We start from the raw sequence: 19,632 nt of genomic DNA on the forward strand, positions 1-19,632 counted from the left end.
ATTAAGAATTAAACATTATGTGTTATTAGTTTTTTTGTCAATTGCTCAAAACGGACGTATAACAAAATTGCAGCTGCCGCCAGACCTGCTAATAGCCCAATCCATACACCAGTAGCTTTTAAAGAGGTAAATAATCCTAGATATATAGAAATTGGGAATCCGAATAACCAATATGCCACAAAAGTCAAATACATTGGCACTTTTACATCTTGTATCCCTCGCAAAGCACCTAGCACAGTAACTTGTATCCCATCAAAAACTTGAAAAATAGCGGCTATCACTATTAATTGTGAAGCGATAGCAACCACCTCCGCATTAGATTTGATTTTACTTACTTCAGAAGCATCCACAAAAAAATCGGGCAACCAATTGTTGGTTATCATAAAAGCAATCGCAAAAAAACCTTGTACGATGATTGCCAACATAAATACAGAACGCGCCACCACTTGCAATCTTCTATAGTCTTGCAGTCCTTTGAAATTTCCTACACGCACCATTCCTGCTACTCCTAAACCAGAAACGAACATAAAAGTAAACGTAGCTAAACTTAATGCAATTTGATTAGCGGCTTGGCTCGCAGTTCCTATGGTGCCACATAACCAGATAGCACCCGTAAACAAGGCTACTTCAAAAAACATTTGCATGGCCGAGGGTAAGCCCAAAGCAATAATTTTCTTACTCATGGTTTTCCCAATTGCTTTGATACTGAATCCTTCAAAATAAGGTTTAATAGTATGGTCTTCTTGTAAGGCAAAATGTATATAAATGACCATTACGATTCTAGATAAAACAGTTCCCACGGCAGCGCCTAACATCCCCATTTTTGGAAAAATCCAAAAACCGTAAATCAATACTATGTTTAACAGAAGATGTACCACATTACAAATCAAATTAGCCCACATACCATATTTTGTAGCACTCTTACCATCGGCAAACTGTTTATATCCCTGAAATATAATTAATGGAATTAAGGAAAAAGCGACTAAATCTAAAAACGGTTTGGCCAACTCCACAACTTCTTTTGGTTGTCCCATATACACGATTAAAGGCTTTGCTAAATAGATGATACCAAATAAAAACACCCCTAAAAACGTACATAAAACCAACCCATGATGAAAAACACTTCGCCCTTTGACAATGCTATTTTCACCATCAGCTTCAGCGACTAAAGGTGTAATAGCTGTAGAAAAACCAATTCCAAGCGACATACCAATAAAGACAAAGCTATTAGCAAGTGAAACTGCGGCCAACTCTTTAGCTCCTAATTTACCTACCATGACGTTATCGATAATAGCAACCAAGGTGTGTCCTAGCATTCCTAATACGATGGGATAAGCCAGTTTGATATTTTCTTTAAATTCGCGAGTATAAGTAGAAAGTTTCATAGTTTGCAAAGATACTTTTTCTGTCTTGTAAAATTGAGACACACTTTTAATTTTTCATTACATATGTGATCGAATAAAAAACAAAAGGCTTAGGTTACCCCAAGCCTAAAGTGAAAAATGTATTATTTAATTACTTTGCTTCGTTGAAACGTCTTGTTACTTCATCCCAGTTAATAACATTGAAGAAAGCTTCCATGTAGTCCGGACGACGGTTTTGATAATTTAAGTAATAAGCGTGTTCCCAAACATCCATCCCTAAGATAGGAGTTCCACCACAACCAATTCCTGGCATTAAAGTGTTATCTTGGTTTGCTGTAGCACAAACTTCTAATTTGCCATCTTTAACACATAACCAAGCCCATCCTGAACCAAATTGTGTTGCACCCGCTTTAGTGAATGCTTCTTTAAAAGCAGCAAAACTTCCAAAAGCCGCGTTGATAGCCTCAGCTATTTCACCTGTAGGTTCACCACCACCATTTGGCGACATTACAGTCCAAAATAAGTTGTGATTAAAAAAACCACCACCGTTATTACGAATAGCTGCCTTAGACAGGTCTAAATTTTTCAAAATTTCTTCAATAGACTTACCTTCTAATTCCGTTCCTGCAATAGCTGCATTTAGGTTAGTAGTATAAGCATTGTGGTGCTTTGTATGGTGGATTTCCATAGTTCTAGCGTCAATATGTGGTTCTAATGCATCGTATGCATAAGGTAATTGCGGTAATTCAAATGCCATAATATTGTTTGTTTTAAAAAATTAATAAAATGTGAATTCAAAATTAATCAATTAACTTTGGATAAGGAAATAGTTATTTTTTATTTCTGTATAAACAAACATTAAATTCTTAAAATGGAAAAAATTTTAATCACTTTAATTTTATTAACGAGCAGTTTGGGCTTCGGTCAAGATTTCTTTACTTATAAAATAAGTAAGCCTTATTGTGTGCTTCATTTTATGGAAACAGCTTCACCCTCATCGCAAGGGGTTTCAATTACTTATAAAGAGTTTATCGACCAAAACGGTTTGAACGATGCAGAATTCAAAATGCTCTGTAATGAATATAAAAATCTTAATTTTTATTATAACATAATTAAGGAAGATTACCCAGAATCACGAAAATTCGGTATGTCTACTTATGATTTACTTTCTAAAACGGCAGCAGAATCAACCACTTTAGAAGAAATGAGAGTAAAATGCATGGGGGTTCTCCCCTTAGAAACCATTCAACAGTTATATCAGCAACTAAAAAAGGCGGAAATTTATTATGATAAAATGGTTTGGAATGATATTAAAGAAAAAGCGATGATACAATTAGAGAACTTGAAAAAGTTTGAAACAACTAATGCATCATTTTTCTTGAAAATAAATAATTTTTATAATACACCTTGGACTCGTGACATTCCTTTTCAAGTGGTACTTTCACCGCTTCCTGGTAAAAATGGTCATTCAACGGCAAATCCATATATAAACACCTTGTGTGTAGGGAATTTTGTTGAAAGTACAGACCTTATTGGTGATAATGGGGTGGTATTGCATGAAATGTGCCATATACTTTATAAAGAGCAAAACAAACAAACCCAATTTTTGATAGAGGAGGCATTTAAAAGTAGTAAATCGATGTATGCTAAATATGCTTATTCCTTCTTTGATGAAGCTTTGGCTACTGCTATAGGAAATGGTTGGACGTATAAAAAATTAAATGGGAAACTTGATGATGGTGAGTGGTATGCACAACCTACAATTAATTCCTTTGCTAAAGCTATCTACCCTTTGGTTGAATCCTATATTGAAACCAATAAAAAAATTGATTTAGATTTTATTGTTAAAGCAATACAAATTTTTGAAGTGACCTTGCCTAATGCTATAAATGAATACAGTATAGCACTAAACTCCGTTCAAGTGTTTGCTCCAAATTTTAAAGAAATGGAAGTTGTAAACGAATTAAGTGAGTATTTTCAAATATATAGTTTAGAATTATTTACGAGTTTTAATAATCTAAAAGATAAAATTCAAAATTCCGAAAATACTAGATTAATTCTACTTGATTCAAATCATCAAAAGAATTTGCTTGAAGTAAAAAAATATATTCCAGAAATTAAGACGGTTATATACAATAGGAAATCTGAAGTAATTGCTTTTAGAGATAAAAAAAACAGGGTGGTTATTTTGATGATGCTAAAAAATAAATCTGAATTTAAGCCATATCTAGAAAAACTCGCAAAACAAAAGTATTTCGTTACTACAGACCTTATTCAAAAATTATAGAATGTCTAAACACGCCTTCACCATATACAACGCCTCTGCGGGCTCAGGAAAAACCTATACTTTGGTAAAAGAGTATCTAAAAATTATATTGACATCACCCAAAGATGATGCGTATAAAAATATTCTAGCCATCACATTTACCAATAAGGCGGTTCAAGAAATGAAAAGCCGTATTGTAGACAGTCTTTTTGATTTTACAAAAGAAGAGCCTGCTATGAAATCTTTGGATTTGATGCAGGATATTGCCCGAGATACGGGACTGAATTTGGCGGAAATCACAACTAAAGCCAAATCCATTATCAAAAACATCATTCACAACTATGCGGCATTTGATATCTCGACGATTGATAAGTTTACACATAAAGTTATTCGCTCTTTTGCTATTGATTTGAATTTGCCAGTCACTTTCGAAGTATCCTTGGACACGGATAAACTATTGCAAGAAGCGGTTGATGCTATTGTAGCTGAAGCAGGTAATGATGCTGAATTGACAAAGTTGTTAGTCGATTTTACCATGGAAAAAACCGATGATGATAAGTCTTGGGATGTTTCTGGGGAGATTTTTAATACGGGCAAATTAATTACCAACGAAAACAACCGTGAAGAGATAATAGCTTTACAGGATAAATCGATTCAGGATTTTATTACCCTAAAAAATAAGTTGTTAGATTGGAGCGAAGCTATTGAATCTGAAACCAAACAACAGGCGCAAGCCATTTTGGATTTGATTGAAAGTAGAGGAATAGATACAAAATCGTTTTCAGGGGCCTATTTTCCGAAGCATTTGCAAAGCATAACGGAAGGTAAATTCAATCCAGCCAATAAAACCTACCATCAAGCGGATGACATTAAGATAAATAAAACGGCAAAAGATAAGGACTTGATTGAAGCTATTATTCCTGAAATGTTGCAACAAGTAGCGTTGATTTATGAAAAGTTCCAAAAGAAAAATCTGTATGAAGCTTTTTTGAAAAACATCACACCGCTGTCGCTATTGAATACGGTGAGCAACCGCCTTAAAAACATTCAAGAGGAACAGAATATTTTATCGATTGCTGAATTTAATAAACTTATCAACGAACAAATTCAAAACCAACCTGCACCGTTTATTTATGAGCGTTTGGGGGAAAAATACAAGCATTTCTTTATTGATGAGTTTCAAGACACATCGGAAATGCAGTGGCATAATCTGATTCCGTTAATTGACAATGCCTTGTCCAGCGAGGATTTACAAGGAGTTCAGGGGTCTTTGCTTTTAGTGGGCGACCCTAAGCAATCTATTTATCGCTGGCGTGGTGGTAAGGCGGAACAATTTATCGATTTGTCAAAAGAAGCTAATCCTTTCAGTAACGACGATAAAGAAGTGGTGCATCTGGAAACTAACTATCGTAGTTATCAGGAAGTTATTGCTTTTAATAATGATTTTTTTAAGTTCTTATCAGAAAAGTTTGAGGACGTAAAGTATAAGGAATTGTATGAAAAGTACAGTTACCAGCATCCTACCAATAAAAAAGGAGGTTTTGTACATATCAGTTTTCTGCCTAAACCTGATAATTCAGAAACGGATGTAGAGGAAGAGGACATCACTCAAGATGATTTGTATTTGCAAAAGACTTTACAAACTATTCGAGAGGTACAGCAAAAAGGTTTTGCACTAAACGATATCGTAATTTTAGTTCGTAGCAATAGCAAAGGGATTTTATTGGCTAATTATTTGACTGAGCAAGATGTGCCTGTAATATCTTCCGAAAGTTTGTTGTTAAACACAGCTTCCGAAGTTAAGTTCTTACTCAATATGTTGCATTACCTTAATGATGCTAAAGATAAGGAAGCACTTGCGGAAGCTATGTATTATTTGGTAAAAGCGTTTGCTATCGACTTGCCCGTACATGATTTTATTGCACAAGGCATAGGCCAACCTACCGAAGTGGCGTTGCAAAACTGGTTGGCTGATTTTGAAATTAAGATAGATTTTCAAAACATCCGCAGAAAATCGCTGTATGAATTGGTGGAATATTTGATTTTGAATGGGATTCCGTTTTCTAAAAATAATGCCTACGTGCAATATTTTCTTGACGTAGTTTTGGAAAAAGATGTGAAAAACCAATTTTCAATTCCTGATTTTCTTGAATATTGGGAAAAAAGCGGTCACAAACTTAGTGTGCCTACCTCAGAGGGAGCCGATGCTATTAAAATTATGACCATCCATAAATCTAAAGGTCTAGAGTTCCCTGTGGTTATTTTTCCTTTTGCCGATGAAAATTACAGTCGCAATAAACGCGAAAAAATGTGGTTGGATGCTCCAGAGGAAGCGGACAATTTTGATAAATTCTTGATTGACAAATCGAGTAAGGTGAGTGGATATGGCGAAGAAGCTTCCGTGGTCTATCAGCAAAAAACACAGGAAGATTTGCTTGACAATATTAATGTGTTGTACGTGGCGCTAACCCGTCCAGAGGAGCAATTGTATATCATTACTTCTTGGAAAGAGCGAAACAAACAAGGTAATTTGCCTAATAGCTTGGCGTCTTATTTTATAGAATTTGTCGAAGACCGCGTAGATTTTGACCCAAATGTGCAACAGTATAGTTTTGGAAATGCCATGCGTGTTTCTGAAAGACATAAAAAAACAACACATGTCGAACCAATTGCTCCTGTGACCTCTACAATAGCAGTTGAAAGTATTAAAATTGCTCAACGTGAGGCGATGATGTGGGGAAGCAAACAGTTGGAAGCCATCGAGTACGGGAATACCATGCATGAAGTGTTATCGTATGTCAAAACCAAATATGATATTGATTTAGCGGTGACGAAAGCGGTGGAAAATGGTTTGATAACCGAAGGTCAACGTTCCGAGGTACAGCAAGCAGTTTCGGAAATCGTAAAACATCCTGATTTGGAAGCTTACTTTGACCCATTGGCTCAAGTGTATAATGAGCAAACGATTTTGAAAAAGGAAACTAAAACGCATATTCCCGACCGTATTGTCCTACATGGAAAAGATGCATATTTGTTAGATTACAAAACCGGGATGCATCAGCCTAAATATGTCAAACAGTTAGAAGAATACGAAATGGTTTTGATGGCGATGGGATTTCAGGTGAAGAAAAAAGCATTGGTATATATTGGAGAAGGTATTGAGATTGTGTGTTTGTGATTTTTTAAATCATCTTATAATTCATCAAAAATCATTATGTTCATTGCAACTACTTTGCGAACTTTGCGTTTTTAAAAATAAGACAACCAACTTTTATAAAATTTAAAAAATGTACGGAAAAATTAAAGAACATCTACAGCAGGAGTTAGCTTCTATAGAGGCTAATGGGTTGTGTAAAAAAGAAAGAATTATCACCTCTCCTCAAGGGGCTGAAATTACTGTTAACGGGAAGACGGTTTTAAATTTTTGTGCTAATAATTATTTAGGATTGTCCTCGCATCCAGAAGTGGTACAGGCTGCAAAAGACGCTTTGGATACCCATGGTTTTGGTATGTCATCGGTGCGTTTTATCTGTGGGACGCAAGATATTCATAAGGATTTGGAAGCTGCCATTGCTAAATTCTACGGGACAGAAGATACGATTTTGTATGCTGCTGCTTTTGATGCTAATGGTGGTGTTTTCGAACCTTTATTAACAGAAGAAGACTGTATTATCTCAGATAGTTTAAATCATGCTTCTATTATTGATGGAGTGCGTTTGTGTAAAGCAGCTCGTTACCGTTATGAAAATAACAACATGGCTGAACTAGAAGCGCAACTCATCAAAGCAACTGAAGCAGGACATCGTTTTAAATTAATCGTGACTGATGGCGTTTTCTCTATGGACGGTTTAGTAGCGCCATTAGATAAAATTTGTGACTTAGCAGATAAGTATGATGCGATGGTCATGGTAGATGAATGTCATGCGGCTGGATTTATTGGTCAAACAGGTAAAGGTACTCTAGAAGCCAAAGGAGTAATGGGACGCGTAGATATCATCACAGGAACTTTAGGTAAAGCTTTAGGCGGCGCTATGGGTGGCTATACAACAGCTAAAAAAGAAATTATAGAAATCTTACGTCAACGTTCAAGACCGTATTTGTTTTCTAATTCATTGTCACCGGCTATTGTTGGGGCTTCCTTGAAGGTTTTTGAATTATTAGAAAAGGATACCTCGCTTAGAGATAAATTAGAGTGGAATACAAATTATTTCAAAGCAGGAATGAAAAAGGCAGGGTTAGATATCGTTGATGGGGATTCTGCTATTGTACCCGTAATGTTGTACGATGCGAAGCTTTCTCAAATAATGGCTGATAAATTATTAGAGGAAGGAATTTATGTTATCGGTTTTTTCTATCCAGTTGTTCCAAAGGATAAAGCACGTATACGAGTGCAGCTTTCGGCAGCACATACACAAGAACATTTAGACCAAGCAATAGCTGCTTTTTCAAAAATTGGCAAAGAATTAGGGGTAATTAAGTAGAAATAATTCTAATAAATGTATTTTTTTTAAGAATACATTTTGTAATTAAATACCTATCTATTACATTTGTCAGCAATAACGTATTGTAATCAAATAAAAATTTAGTATGAAACATCTTAACAAACTTTTTGTTTCTATGATGATGGTTGCTGGTTTAGGTGCAAATGCACAAAGCAGTGACAATCCGTGGGCAATATCTTTTGGTGTTAATTCAGTAGACACAAGAACAAGTGCTGGACCAAAAGGTGCATTCGATTCTTTCGAAGCTTTTAAAGACAAATTCGCTGGATATGGCGATTTTAAAAATCAAAACATTATTCCTTCAGTTTCTTATTTGTCAGTTGCTAGAAATGTAGGCGGAAGCTGGTCTTTCGGAGTAGTTGGGTCAGTAAATAAAATTACTAAGTATGCTGATGCAGATGCTCTAGGGAATGTAACTTACTTAAACCCAGACGTTATGTACTATGGTGTTGATGGTAAAATTGCTTACAGCTTGAAAAATTTATTAGGATCAAAATGGTTTGATCCATCTTTACATGTTGGTGGAGGTTATACTTTCTTGGGTAAACAATCTGCAGGTAATGCTAACTTTGGAGGTGCTTTAACTTTCTGGTTAACTGAGCAAGTAGGTTTATCTTTAAGCACTACATACAAAAGAGCTTTTACAGATCGTGATGTTGCCTCTTTCGGAGTGCCTTCAGTTATCCAAAACATGGTTGGTTTAACTTTCCAATTTGGTGGAAAAGATACTGACGGTGATGGAATTTATGACAAGGATGATGCTTGTCCAGATTTAGCTGGTTTAAAAGAATTCAACGGTTGTCCTGATACAGATAAAGACGGTATTACTGATAAAGAAGATGCTTGTCCTAATGATGCTGGTAAAAAAGAATTAAACGGTTGTCCTGATACTGACGGTGATGGTGTTGCTGATAAAGATGACGCTTGTCCAGAAGTTGCTGGTTTAGCTAACTTACAAGGTTGTCCTGATGCTGATGGTGACGGAATTGCTGATAACAAAGATAAATGTCCTAACCAAGCAGGTCCTAGAGATAACGCAGGTTGTCCTTGGCCAGATACTGATGGTGACTCAGTTTTAGATAAAGATGACAAATGTCCTTCAGTTAAAGGGACTGTTGCTAACAACGGATGTCCTGAAGTTTCTGAAGAAGCTATCAAAAGATTAAACGATTACGCTAAAACTATCTTATTTGACACTGGTAAAGCATCATTCCAACAAAAAACTATGCCAGTTTTAGAAGCTATGTCAGCTATCTTAAACGAGTACCCAACAGCTAAATTTGCTATTGAAGGTCACACGGATAACGCAGGTAAAAAAGATAAAAACTTACAGTTATCTAAAGATAGAGCTGCTGCAGTTAAAGCTTACTTAGAGTCTAAAGGTATCGCTGCTGACCGTTTAACTTCTGAAGGTTACGGTGACACTATGCCAGTTGCTTCTAACAAAACTGCTGCTGGTAAAGCATTAAACAGAAGAGTTGAAGTGAAATTAGTAAAATAATTTCTTTACTATATTCTAAATGAAACGCTCCGAATTTCGGAGCGTTTTTTTTATTTTTACCCTATGACAACTTTTCTTGATAAACTCACCGCACATCTTTTTTCGAAATACGCTGATGCCTTAAATAGCACCACGGTAATTTTACCTAACAAGCGCGCTAGGGTATTTTTGTTGGATAAAATTAAACAGCAACTACCTGAATTTACTTTCGCTCCTAATATTATTAGTATTGAAGAGTTTGTTCAAGATTTGGCAGGTATTCGACAGTTGGATAATATCGAGTTGTTATTCTCTTTTTATGAGGTTTATTTGAGCTTAACTCCTAAAACGGAAATTCAAGACTTTGAACAATTTTCGAATTGGGCTAAAATTATCATTCAAGATTTTAACGAAATTGACCGTTATTTAATCAAACCTGATTATGTCTTTTCTTATTTAAAGGAAATTGAAGTCATCAAGCGATGGAATCTTGAACCGCAGGATAAAACAGATCTTATTCATAAACAAATTGTATTCTGGGAAAAAATGCCCGAATATTATGAAACTTTTTATCAATTCTTATTGCAAAAAGGAGTCGGTTATCAAGGGTTAATTTATCGTGAAGCGGTTAATAATTTGGAGTTTTTTGCCCAGCAATTAAAAGCTGAAAAACTTTTATTTGCAGGTTTTAATGCCTTAAACCAAGCCGAAGAGAAAATTATTCAACATTTACTAGCCATCGATAAAGCAGAAGTGCTTTGGGATATCGACCGTGTTTTTTTAAACGATAACCAGCATGATACTGGCTTATTCGTACGTCGATTTAAAAATGCTTGGCCTTTTTATAAACAAAATCCATTTGAATGGACGGTAGACGAATTCTCTAAATCTAAAAATATCCAAATTATTGGAACCTCGAAATCCATTGGGCAGTCTAAAATTGTCTCCAATATTCTAAAAGAGATTATCGATTCTGGAAGTACTTCTCTTGATAAAGTGGCCTTAGTGCTAGGGGATGAAAATTTATTGATTCCAACCTTGCATTCGTTGCCAAAGGAAGTGGAAAGCTTGAATATAACCATGGGATATACGGCTAAGAATAACCCCATTCAAGTTTTATTGCACAAACTGTTTAAGATGCATACCCATGCCTTGCAACGAAATCCGACAAGTTATGTGTTTTATTACAAAGATATTTTAGATATTCTTTCAAACCCTATTATTGAAAATTTTGTCAATGCTAGTGATTTAATGCAGGTGATTAAGAAAAATAATTTAACGTTTATTACCCACCAGCGTTTGATGAGTCTGCAAGAGCAACCTTCTGAATTATTTCAGCTGCTTTTTGCTAAATGGGATGAAACACCTATCATTCTTGCGCAGCGCTTACAGTCCATTTTGTTGACCATCAAAGGCTTTTTATCGAGCGAAACCGAGGAGGATAAAATCAGCAAAACATTTTTGTATGCCATTTATAAGGTGGTTAATAAACTGATTACTTATTGCGAAAAGAATGATTTTGTAGAAAGTCCCACCATGTTGTTTAGTATTTACAAACAAATTATCGATTTGGCTGAGGTTTCTTTTGAAGGTGAACCCTTGTCTGGATTGCAAATTATGGGGGTTTTAGAAAGTCGTGTGCTAGATTTTGAAACGGTTATCATCACTTCTATGAACGAAGGCAAGTTTCCAGCAGGTAAAGGCGGAAATACGTTTATTCCTTACGATGTGAAGCGCGAAATCGGTTTGCCTACTTTCAAAGAAAAGGATGCTATTTATACCTACCACTTTTACCATTTGTTGTTGCGTGCTAAACAAATCTACCTGGTGTATAATACCGAAAATGACGGTTTAGATGGCGGTGAAAAAAGTAGGTTTATCACTCAGCTAGAAGTCGAAAAACAGCAAAATCATACCATAACAAAAAGAACACTGCAACCTGAAATTCCAAATATTGCCTATGAAAAAATGGAAATCCCAAAATCAGAGTCTGTGCAAAGCCGTTTGCATCAAATAGCGACAGATAAAGGATTTTCACCTTCTGCCTTGACGGCTTATATTCGTAATCCTATTCAGTTTTATTTTCAACGGATACTATCTATTAGAGAAGCCGAAGAAGTCGAGGAAAACATTGCTTTGAATACCCTTGGAACAATTATACACCAAACGTTAGAAGTATTATATCAACCTGTTTTAAATCGTTTTTTGACCATACAAGATGTAGAAGAAATGATGGCAAAAGCTGATGATGAAGTGCATGCTCAATTTAAGGAAGTGTATAAAGAAGGTGAGGTGACCAAAGGAAAAAACCTTTTGGCATTTGAAGTGGCAAAACGCAATGTGTTTAATTTTTTAAAACAAGAAAAACAAACTTTGGTAGCTGGTGATGCGGTTAAAGTATTGCAATTAGAAACCAATTTATCCACTTGGATTGATGATGATAGACTCCCTTTTCCTATCAAAATATCGGGTAATGTGGACCGTATTGAAATTCGGAATAATGTAGTACGAATTGTTGATTATAAAACGGGTAAAGTGGAGGTAAATCAATTAAAAATTGCAACTTGGGAGGGACTGACCCAAGATTTAAAAAATGAAAAAATTATACAGTTGCTTTGTTATGCCCTCATGTATCAACAGCATTTACAAGAACTCCCTTTAGAAGTAGGAATTATTTCTTTCAAAAATATGAAAGCGGGTTTTATGCCTTTTGGATTTAAAGTTGATAAACAACTGCAAACTGAAATCACCGAGGACACGTTAGAGTTTTTTAAAACCGAACTGATAGCGTTGATTGTTGAGATTTTGGATGTTTCAAATAGTTTCAAAGAAGTAGATGTTTAGAAGATTAGAAAATTATTGGACGTTTTATGTGTCAAGTTTACCTTTCAGTTTAGGGATGGGACTGCTAGGGTTGTTGTTTGCTGGGATTAGCGCTTTTCAAATTTTCTTTTTATTGCTAGGACCTATTTTTTGTTATGCAATGAAGGAAGTCAAGTATTCTGACTACTATCTTTTTTATTTTAATAATGGATTGACAAAAAAACAATTATGGTTGTTTGTTTTTGGCCTCAATTTCTTTTGGCTTATAGTACTTCAAGTAATTCAAATAGTAATGTATGCAAAATAAAGGTTTACTGGAGGTCGATAGTGTGCAGGTGCGTTATGCAGGACGGTTGGTGGTGTCAGATGTTTACCTCCAATGTCAGGCGGGTCAGATTGTAGGGCTTTTAGGGCGCAATGGTTCAGGTAAGTCATCACTTCTTAAAGCTGTCTTTTGGGCGATTCCAGCGGATTATAAATTTGTACGTGTGAATGGTCAAGTGATACAATCTATTGCGGATGCTATGAAAACTATTAGTTATTTGCCGCAAGATAGTTTTTTACCGGAGTATTTAACTGTAAAAAAAGTAGTTCACTTAAGTATAGATAAAGCTGTTATTCCACAATTTCTTGATGATACTATGATGCAACAGATTTACGATAAAAAAGTTAAGCATCTCTCAGGTGGAGAATTGCGTTATTTGGAAATCAAATTAGTACTTCACAACCCTTCAAGTTTTGTGTTGTTAGATGAACCATACAATGGTTTGTCACCCCTTATGAAAGAAAAAATTAATACACTTTTAGTTCAAGAGGTCAAACAAAAGGGGATTATAATTACGGACCATGATTATCAAAATGTACTCAATGTTGCAAATACAATCATTTTAATGAAAAATGGGAAAACTCATCCTATTCAAAATACGAATGAATTAATATCAGAAGGCTATTCGCTTTCGGGAATGCTCGGGTAGCAATTCTCAAAAAAATCGATTAAAACCGCACCTAATTCATTTTTATTTTCAATATGGCTCATGTGGCCGTCAGGAAACGTGTGTAAACGGGTATTTGTGCCTTCAATTTGTGTTTTATTGGATTCGTAATCTAGTACAGGGTCTTTGGTTCCTAAAATTAAAAATATAGCGAAATTAGCGGTATGTAAAATATTTTCTCGGTCTTTTCTAATTTTCATACCTTCTAAAGCCGAAACAATACCTTGAACGGGTGTTTTTAAAGCTTCTGTTTTTACCATTTCGATATCTTCTTGTAAACGTTCGCGATTTTCTTCGCTGAACAAATTTGCGATAGACATACCCACAAAGATGCTATAGTTTTGTTTCACCGCAACGATGGCACGTTCTCTATTGCGTTTGCGTTCCTCACTGTCTTCTTTGGCCGTCGAATTGAGTAATACTAAGCCTTTCAGTATTTCAGGATAAAGCTCTGCAAAAGCTAACGAAACGTAACCGCCCATAGAATGTCCTACAAAAAACGCTTCTTTTATTTTCAAATGATTCAAAACGCTATGCACAGCATCTGCCATGTCTTCCATAGTATGTAGGTAACCCAAACACTCGCTTTGTCCGTGACCTAATAAATCGATACAAACCACTTGATAGTTCTGAGAAAATAGCGGAATATACGTTTGCCACATCGTACTGTTTTCTAAAAAACCATGAAGTAATACGATTGACTTTCCAGTTCCATGAAGTGTGTAGGCGATTTGGGTGTTTTTATAGCTGTGAAATTTCAAAATATCTTTATTTGTAGGCTACAAAGGTAAAATCTATTTATTGGATTAAAAAATCAAAAATATTTTTGAAATATACTTCTTCGGCATCTAACCAGCCATAATGCCCGCATTTATCCATGAGAACTAATTTCGCTTGAGGTAGTACTTTTTGAGTTTGGAGAGCTGTTTTTTGTGCAATGATGTCTTGCATTCCTTGAATAATCAAAACAGGTTGCTTGAAGTTTTTAAGTTGGGGTTTACAATCAAATTTGATGCGTTGCAAATCTTCCCAAACTAAAGCGTTTATACGACTATTTCCTTGTGTTAACCGTTCAGCTAAAACAGGAATATGCTTTTTGTAGTACAAATATGCGGGAGCTAAAGCACGACCTCTTCCTAATATGGTGGCTTTACTGGTGTCCCCGTTCGTTATTTTTGTGCTATAATATGAAAGAGAATCTTGCTCTGTTTTAGTCAATCGGTTTTGGATATTTTGTCCCACATATTCATTCAACCCCAAATCCAAACCACCAGAAGCTGAAAGTATCAATTTGTTAATGTTTTGCGGATATATAGTTGCGTAATAACTGGCGAGCATTCCGCCAAATGAATGCCCGAGGATAGTCCATTTTTTTATTTTAAGATGTTTGCGTAACGCTTCGATATCATCCGCCATGGCTTTCATGGTAATTGTTTTGCTACTCAATTCTTTCAGAGTTGATTTTCCTGTTCCTCTTTGGTCATACAAAATGGTTTGATATTGCGTAGCGAGTTTCTTAGCAACATATTCAAAACCATTGCTATTCATGCCAGGACCACCGTTAATAATCAAGATAGCCTCCCCTTTACCAAAGGTTTTATAGTACGTTTTTGAGTTGTCTAGATTGGTTGCAAAACCTTCCGTTTGAGCTATGAATTGGGAAAGACTAAAACAAATAAGCAAAATTGTTAAAAAGCGTTTTTTTGAATATAAAGCGTACATCTGAATTGGATTTTAAAAAATAAATGTATAAAAAAACGACCCTAGAATCAGAGTCTTTAACTTATATTTAATAATGTTTACAATTTAAGCACCCAATCGCTCATCTTTTCTAAAACTTTTGGAGCTATGGTTTGTTCAATTTCTACATATTCTGAAAAGGCACCTGTTGTACATTCTTGAAAAAGATGGTTCAAGCCTTCAAAGTTAACGATTTCAAAATGTTTGTTGCCCGCTTTGGTGAGCTCTTTTTTAAAACCTTCTAAATTGCTTATGGCATCCACCTGAAAATCTTTGCTACCATTAATAGCCAAGACAGGGATTTTCAATTTGCTGATGTATAGTGCAGGGTCGAATTTTAGAAAATATAAGAACCAAGGGTGGGTTATTTGTTTGATTTCAGCTTTGGCTTCAACTTCTAAACTTTCGGGTTTGATGAAACCTGTAGGGTATTTTTTTAGCTCATTGATGTAAAATGTTTCCAAATCTTTAGCAAGTTCTGCTCCTTTGTAGCTTTCTATAAAAGCATATAATTTTTTTGTGGTAGCGACGTCAAGTTTTACTTTTTCAGGCTTTTCTCCAGCTAATAAACCTCCTTGTTCAATTTGTTTGTACATCAAATCTTGGATTTTGATACCAGGACCCGCCATAGAAATGATGAATTTTACATTCTTATTCATCGTTGCAACCATAGGTGCAATCATACCGCCTTCACTGTGCCCAATTAAACCGATGTTTGTATAGCCTTTAGCAACTAAAAAATCTACAGCCGTGTTAATATCAGTAGCAAAGTCCGCCGTGGTTGATTTTTTATCTACCTTGCTCGATTTTCCTACCCCTCTATCGTCTAATCGCAAGGTTGCAATTCCTTTTTTAGCAAAATCATCGGCTATTACTGCAAAAGGTTTATGATTAAATAATTCCTCGTCACGATTTTGTCCGCCAGAACCAGTAATCATCACAAGGATAGGGAAATTTTTTTTGTCTTTTGGAGTGGTTATCGTTCCTGCTAAAGTGTTTTTATCAATAGGATTTAGAATCGTAACTTCCTCCATGTTGTAGTCAAAAGGTTCTTTTGGCGTTTGCGGTCGGTTGAAGGTGTAGTCTTTCTGTGCTTTATTTTGTTCCAAAACTAAGGGTAACTCCATACCACCTTGTTTAAATTTACCTTCAATTTTACCATTTGTGTAATTACCTGTGTAAGAAATGCCTAAATCGCTGGCATCTATAGCTAAAATATTATTTTCAAAAGTGGTGGTTTTGACAGGAATGTCTTTTGCACCTTGTTTTGGGCTGTCTAAAGTGGTTTTAAATTGAGTACCTTCTTTTTTGATGTTGAAAACTAGGGGAAGTTTCATGCCTTGAACCTCTAATTCGCCAGACCAACTTCCGTCGATGTCCTGACTATATCCAAAAAAAGATAACAATACTAAAGCTGTGGTTGTGATAATTTTTACCATAGGTGTTCGAATTTTGATTAATGATTGATTTTTGATGATTATAGTAATTGTTTGATTAAAAACTGTGTGATGCCCTCGGTAATTAAAATGATAAAACCAAAAGCGACCCAATGTTGCCATTTTTTAGTGTTTGTAGCTGTTTTAAAGCCATTAACCAATAAAACGATGCTGTATGTTAAGCATAACATTATAGCGATGCCAAGTACCAAACTCATAATAATTTCTAAGGGATTGGTGAAAATGTTTTCCGGGGTTTTTAAATTTTTAACAATGCGTTCTTCAATGTTTTTGGGTATTAGTAAGTAACTTAATACAGCAACAATGTAAATAGGAAAGCGATACCAAAAAGCTGTATTTAAAATATCGATGAATCTGGTTTTGGAATTGAAATATTTCCCTAAAGCAAATAATAAAATGGTAACTATACTGATGTTAATGGCGTTTTCTGCACCTACAGTCGCTAAGTTGCTATCTTTTATTAAATGCATATCTAAGGTGCCGTTAAACGAGCTATTGCATAGTTAACCTATCACAGTTCCTGTAAAAGTCAATGCGATACCGCTTACAGCTAGTTGTTTTTCAGTAAAAAGTGAAAATGGGTTGAATATTAGTTGCCAGTTCATAGTTATTTTAGTTTTTGTATTTTATCAATCAAATCGTCCATTTTGTTGCGCATGGTGGGGTAGGAAAGTTCGGCTTGTTTAGCCATTTCTTTAATGCTGCCACTGGTTAAAAAGAATTCTAAGATAAATTCTTGTTCCTCGCGACTGAGTTTTAAATAGAGCGGCAATTCATAATTACCATTGACTTCAGTAGTGCATTGGTCACAACGCATCTGACTTACACGCAACGCACTTTCACAACTGGGACATACTATAGGTAGTTTCATATGTACTTTCTTTAAATGAATTTTTGATTGATGATTGTGAATACAAATGTATAAATAAACAATATCTATTTTAATTTTATTAAAATACTATCTAGATTTAGAACTTTACTAATTTTTGATTTATTACTAGGAAGTGGAGGTTTGTAAATAAAAAAAAGCCTTGATTTCTCAAGGCTTAAGTATTAATTTCTAGGTTCTTTCATTTTGAAACTTTCCATAAACTTCGTTGTGTAGTTTCCGGCTACATAATCTGCTTCGTCCATCAATTGACGGTGGAAAGGAATCGTTGTTTTGATACCTTCAATTACGAATTCATCTAAGGCGCGTTTCATTTTATTGATTGCTTCTTCACGTGTTTGAGCAGTAGTAATCAATTTAGCGATCATAGAGTCGTAATTAGGTGGAATTGTATATCCAGCGTAAACGTGAGTGTCTAAACGCACTCCATGTCCTCCTGGTGCGTGTAAAACGGTAATTTTACCTGGAGAAGGGCGGAAATCGTTATAAGGATCTTCCGCATTAATACGACATTCAATAGAGTGTAATTGAGGTAAATAATTTTTACCAGAAATTGGCACACCCGCAGCCACTAAGATCTGCTCACGAATCAAATCGTAATCAATAACTTGTTCTGTAATTGGGTGCTCTACTTGAATACGCGTATTCATTTCCATGAAATAGAAATTACGGTGTTTGTCTACTAAGAATTCAACCGTACCTGCTCCTTCATAGCTAATATATTCAGCCGCTTTAACAGCCGCTTCACCCATTTGATGACGTAATTCGTCTGTCATGAATGGAGAAGGCGTTTCTTCAGTTAATTTTTGGTGACGACGTTGAACCGAACAGTCTCTTTCAGACAAGTGACATGCTTTACCATAAGAATCACCCACAATTTGAATTTCAATATGACGGGGCTCTTCAATAAGTTTTTCCATGTACATCCCATCGTTTCCGAAAGATGCAGCAGCTTCCATACGTGCACTTTCCCAAGCTTTATCAAGCTCTTCTTCTTTCCAAATAGCACGCATACCTTTACCACCACCACCAGCAGTAGCTTTCATCATTACAGGGTAACCAATTTCAGCTGCTACTTTTTTAGCTTCTTCTAACGATTCTAAAATACCTTCAGAACCTGGTACACAAGGCACTCCTGCTGCTTTCATGGTTGCTTTAGCGGTAGCTTTATCACCCATTTTTTCGATCATCTCAGGAGATGCGCCAATGAATTTGATGTTATGTTCTTGACAAATTTTTGAGAACTTAGCATTTTCAGAAAGGAATCCGTAACCTGGGTGAATCGCATCAGCATTGGTAATTTCAGCAGCAGCAATAATATTTGACATTTTCAAATACGATTGGTTACTTGGTGCTGGTCCAATACAAACTGCTTCATCTGCAAATTTTACATGCAAACTATCTGCATCCGCAGTAGAATAAACCGCTACGGTTTTAATTCCCATTTCGCGACATGTTCTGATTACACGAAGTGCAATTTCCCCTCTATTCGCGATTAATATTTTTTTAAACATCCTTTTTAATTTGAAAATTAAACAATTTGAAAATTTGAAAATTATTGAAGAGCACTTAATATTTTAAATTAGCACATCTTCAAATTGTCAAATTAAGAAGGGTCTACTAAGAATAATGGTTGGTCGAACTCAACTGGAGAAGCGTCGTCTACTAAAATCTTAACGATTTTTCCAGAAACTTCACTTTCGATTTCGTTGAATAACTTCATTGCTTCAATCACACATAAAGTATCTCCTTTACCAATTGAAGAACCTACTTCAACAAACATTGGTTTGTCTGGAGCTGGTTTGCGGTAAAAAGTTCCAATCATTGGAGATTTAACTGTTACATATTTTGAAGTGTCATCAGCAGGTGTTTCAGCCACAGGAGTTACAGCTACAGGAGCCGCAGCAACAGGAGCTGGAGCCGCAGCTACAGGCATTTGTGGCATAGCAGCCATAGGTACTTGTTGAACATAAGTAGTTTCAGCACCTTCTGCTGTAGTTTTGATAGTGATTTTGAAATCATCCATCTCTAATTTTACTTCAGTAGCACCAGATTTAGCTACAAATTTAATTAGGTTTTGAATTTCTCTAATATCCATGATATTCGAATTTGGTTTAGT

Annotated in this window: 16 protein-coding genes; 7 read left to right on the forward strand and 9 right to left on the reverse strand. The window is 35.5% G+C overall.

Translation table 11 applies throughout. The annotated features are described in order from the left end of the window. Positions 1-8: 8 nt before the first annotated feature. The gene (locus tag ACQY29_RS04240) at positions 9-1,385 is read right to left on the reverse strand and encodes an MATE family efflux transporter (RefSeq protein ID WP_428224002.1); all 1,377 of its coding nucleotides are present in this window, start codon (positions 1,383-1,385) and stop codon (positions 9-11) included. Between the two features lie 130 nt (positions 1,386-1,515). Then, positions 1,516-2,121, reverse strand: coding sequence for a superoxide dismutase (locus tag ACQY29_RS04245; protein WP_428224003.1), 606 nt, complete (start codon positions 2,119-2,121; stop codon positions 1,516-1,518). 114 nt (positions 2,122-2,235) lie between these two features. Here ACQY29_RS04245 and ACQY29_RS04250 point away from each other — a divergent pair, with 114 nt between their 5' ends. The 7 genes from ACQY29_RS04250 to ACQY29_RS04280 all read left to right on the forward strand — a co-directional run bounded on the left by ACQY29_RS04250 (position 2,236) and on the right by ACQY29_RS04280 (position 13,409). After that, the gene (locus tag ACQY29_RS04250; RefSeq protein ID WP_428224004.1) at positions 2,236-3,651 is read left to right on the forward strand and encodes a hypothetical protein; all 1,416 of its coding nucleotides are present in this window, start codon (positions 2,236-2,238) and stop codon (positions 3,649-3,651) included. A gap of 1 nt (position 3,652) precedes the next feature. Further along, a complete protein-coding gene (locus ACQY29_RS04255) occupies positions 3,653-6,808 on the forward strand; it encodes a UvrD-helicase domain-containing protein (RefSeq protein WP_428224005.1) in 3,156 nt (1,051 codons plus the stop codon). A gap of 109 nt (positions 6,809-6,917) precedes the next feature. Next, entirely contained in the window at positions 6,918-8,111 is a 1,194-nt protein-coding gene (kbl, locus tag ACQY29_RS04260) for a glycine C-acetyltransferase (protein ID WP_428224006.1), read from the forward strand. Between the two features lie 106 nt (positions 8,112-8,217). Continuing rightward, complete coding sequence (locus ACQY29_RS04265; protein WP_428224007.1) at positions 8,218-9,633, forward strand: OmpA family protein; 1,416 nt, start codon at positions 8,218-8,220, stop codon at positions 9,631-9,633. Between the two features lie 63 nt (positions 9,634-9,696). Then, on the forward strand, positions 9,697-12,456 hold the full coding sequence (locus ACQY29_RS04270) for a PD-(D/E)XK nuclease family protein (RefSeq protein WP_428224008.1): 2,760 nt from the start codon (positions 9,697-9,699) through the stop codon (positions 12,454-12,456). Further along, entirely contained in the window at positions 12,449-12,742 is a 294-nt protein-coding gene (locus ACQY29_RS04275; RefSeq protein ID WP_428224009.1) for a hypothetical protein, read from the forward strand. The genes ACQY29_RS04270 and ACQY29_RS04275 overlap by 8 nt, the downstream gene beginning before the upstream one ends. After that, a complete protein-coding gene (locus ACQY29_RS04280) occupies positions 12,732-13,409 on the forward strand; it encodes an ATP-binding cassette domain-containing protein (RefSeq protein ID WP_428224010.1) in 678 nt (225 codons plus the stop codon). Before ACQY29_RS04275 ends, ACQY29_RS04280 begins: the two co-directional genes overlap by 11 nt. Here ACQY29_RS04280 and ACQY29_RS04285 read toward each other — a convergent pair. The 7 genes from ACQY29_RS04285 to accB all read right to left on the reverse strand — a co-directional run bounded on the left by ACQY29_RS04285 (position 13,382) and on the right by accB (position 19,611). After that, positions 13,382-14,188 carry an alpha/beta fold hydrolase gene (locus ACQY29_RS04285; RefSeq protein ID WP_428224011.1) on the reverse strand — a complete coding sequence of 269 codons (807 nt, stop codon included), beginning with the start codon at positions 14,186-14,188 and terminating at the stop codon, positions 13,382-13,384. The genes ACQY29_RS04280 and ACQY29_RS04285 overlap by 28 nt on opposite strands. Before the next feature lie 37 nt (positions 14,189-14,225). Continuing rightward, positions 14,226-15,149, reverse strand: a complete 924-nt coding sequence (locus ACQY29_RS04290) for an alpha/beta fold hydrolase (RefSeq protein WP_428224012.1) — start codon at positions 15,147-15,149, stop codon at positions 14,226-14,228. A 77-nt stretch (positions 15,150-15,226) separates the two neighbouring features. After that, a complete protein-coding gene (locus ACQY29_RS04295) occupies positions 15,227-16,606 on the reverse strand; it encodes an alpha/beta hydrolase family protein (protein WP_428224013.1) in 1,380 nt (459 codons plus the stop codon). A gap of 38 nt (positions 16,607-16,644) precedes the next feature. Then, positions 16,645-17,094, reverse strand: a complete 450-nt coding sequence (locus tag ACQY29_RS04300; protein WP_428224014.1) for a YIP1 family protein — start codon at positions 17,092-17,094, stop codon at positions 16,645-16,647. Positions 17,095-17,231: 137 nt separating this feature from the next. Next, positions 17,232-17,495 carry a DUF2089 family protein gene (locus ACQY29_RS04305; protein ID WP_428224015.1) on the reverse strand — a complete coding sequence of 88 codons (264 nt, stop codon included), beginning with the start codon at positions 17,493-17,495 and terminating at the stop codon, positions 17,232-17,234. Positions 17,496-17,677: 182 nt separating this feature from the next. Next, positions 17,678-19,027 (reverse strand): acetyl-CoA carboxylase biotin carboxylase subunit, encoded by a 1,350-nt coding sequence (accC, locus tag ACQY29_RS04310; RefSeq protein ID WP_428224016.1) that lies wholly within the window; start codon positions 19,025-19,027, stop codon positions 17,678-17,680. A gap of 92 nt (positions 19,028-19,119) precedes the next feature. Further along, positions 19,120-19,611 (reverse strand): acetyl-CoA carboxylase biotin carboxyl carrier protein, encoded by a 492-nt coding sequence (accB, locus tag ACQY29_RS04315; protein WP_428224017.1) that lies wholly within the window; start codon positions 19,609-19,611, stop codon positions 19,120-19,122. Positions 19,612-19,632 lie beyond the last annotated feature (21 nt).

The sequence above is a fragment of the Flavobacterium sp. genome (assembly GCF_965262375.1).
GTDB lineage: Bacteria > Bacteroidota > Bacteroidia > Flavobacteriales > Flavobacteriaceae > Flavobacterium.

Excerpts from the sequence above, each read along its gene's own strand:
- ACQY29_RS04265 (WP_428224007.1), top strand. The coding sequence starts at position 8,218 with ATGAAACATCTTAACAAACTTTTTGTTTCTATGATGATGGTTGCTGGT.
- ACQY29_RS04275 (WP_428224009.1), top strand. The coding sequence starts at position 12,449 with ATGTTTAGAAGATTAGAAAATTATTGGACGTTTTATGTGTCAAGTTTA.
- ACQY29_RS04255 (WP_428224005.1), top strand. The coding sequence starts at position 3,653 with ATGTCTAAACACGCCTTCACCATATACAACGCCTCTGCGGGCTCAGGA.
- ACQY29_RS04305 (WP_428224015.1), bottom strand. The coding sequence starts at position 17,495 with ATGAAACTACCTATAGTATGTCCCAGTTGTGAAAGTGCGTTGCGTGTA.
- ACQY29_RS04290 (WP_428224012.1), bottom strand. The coding sequence starts at position 15,149 with ATGTACGCTTTATATTCAAAAAAACGCTTTTTAACAATTTTGCTTATT.
- kbl (WP_428224006.1), top strand. The coding sequence starts at position 6,918 with ATGTACGGAAAAATTAAAGAACATCTACAGCAGGAGTTAGCTTCTATA.
- ACQY29_RS04280 (WP_428224010.1), top strand. The coding sequence starts at position 12,732 with ATGCAAAATAAAGGTTTACTGGAGGTCGATAGTGTGCAGGTGCGTTAT.
- ACQY29_RS04240 (WP_428224002.1), bottom strand. The coding sequence starts at position 1,385 with ATGAAACTTTCTACTTATACTCGCGAATTTAAAGAAAATATCAAACTG.
- ACQY29_RS04295 (WP_428224013.1), bottom strand. The coding sequence starts at position 16,606 with ATGGTAAAAATTATCACAACCACAGCTTTAGTATTGTTATCTTTTTTT.
- ACQY29_RS04245 (WP_428224003.1), bottom strand. The coding sequence starts at position 2,121 with ATGGCATTTGAATTACCGCAATTACCTTATGCATACGATGCATTAGAA.
- accB (WP_428224017.1), bottom strand. The coding sequence starts at position 19,611 with ATGGATATTAGAGAAATTCAAAACCTAATTAAATTTGTAGCTAAATCT.
- accC (WP_428224016.1), bottom strand. The coding sequence starts at position 19,027 with ATGTTTAAAAAAATATTAATCGCGAATAGAGGGGAAATTGCACTTCGT.
- ACQY29_RS04270 (WP_428224008.1), top strand. The coding sequence starts at position 9,697 with ATGACAACTTTTCTTGATAAACTCACCGCACATCTTTTTTCGAAATAC.
- ACQY29_RS04250 (WP_428224004.1), top strand. The coding sequence starts at position 2,236 with ATGGAAAAAATTTTAATCACTTTAATTTTATTAACGAGCAGTTTGGGC.
- ACQY29_RS04300 (WP_428224014.1), bottom strand. The coding sequence starts at position 17,094 with ATGCATTTAATAAAAGATAGCAACTTAGCGACTGTAGGTGCAGAAAAC.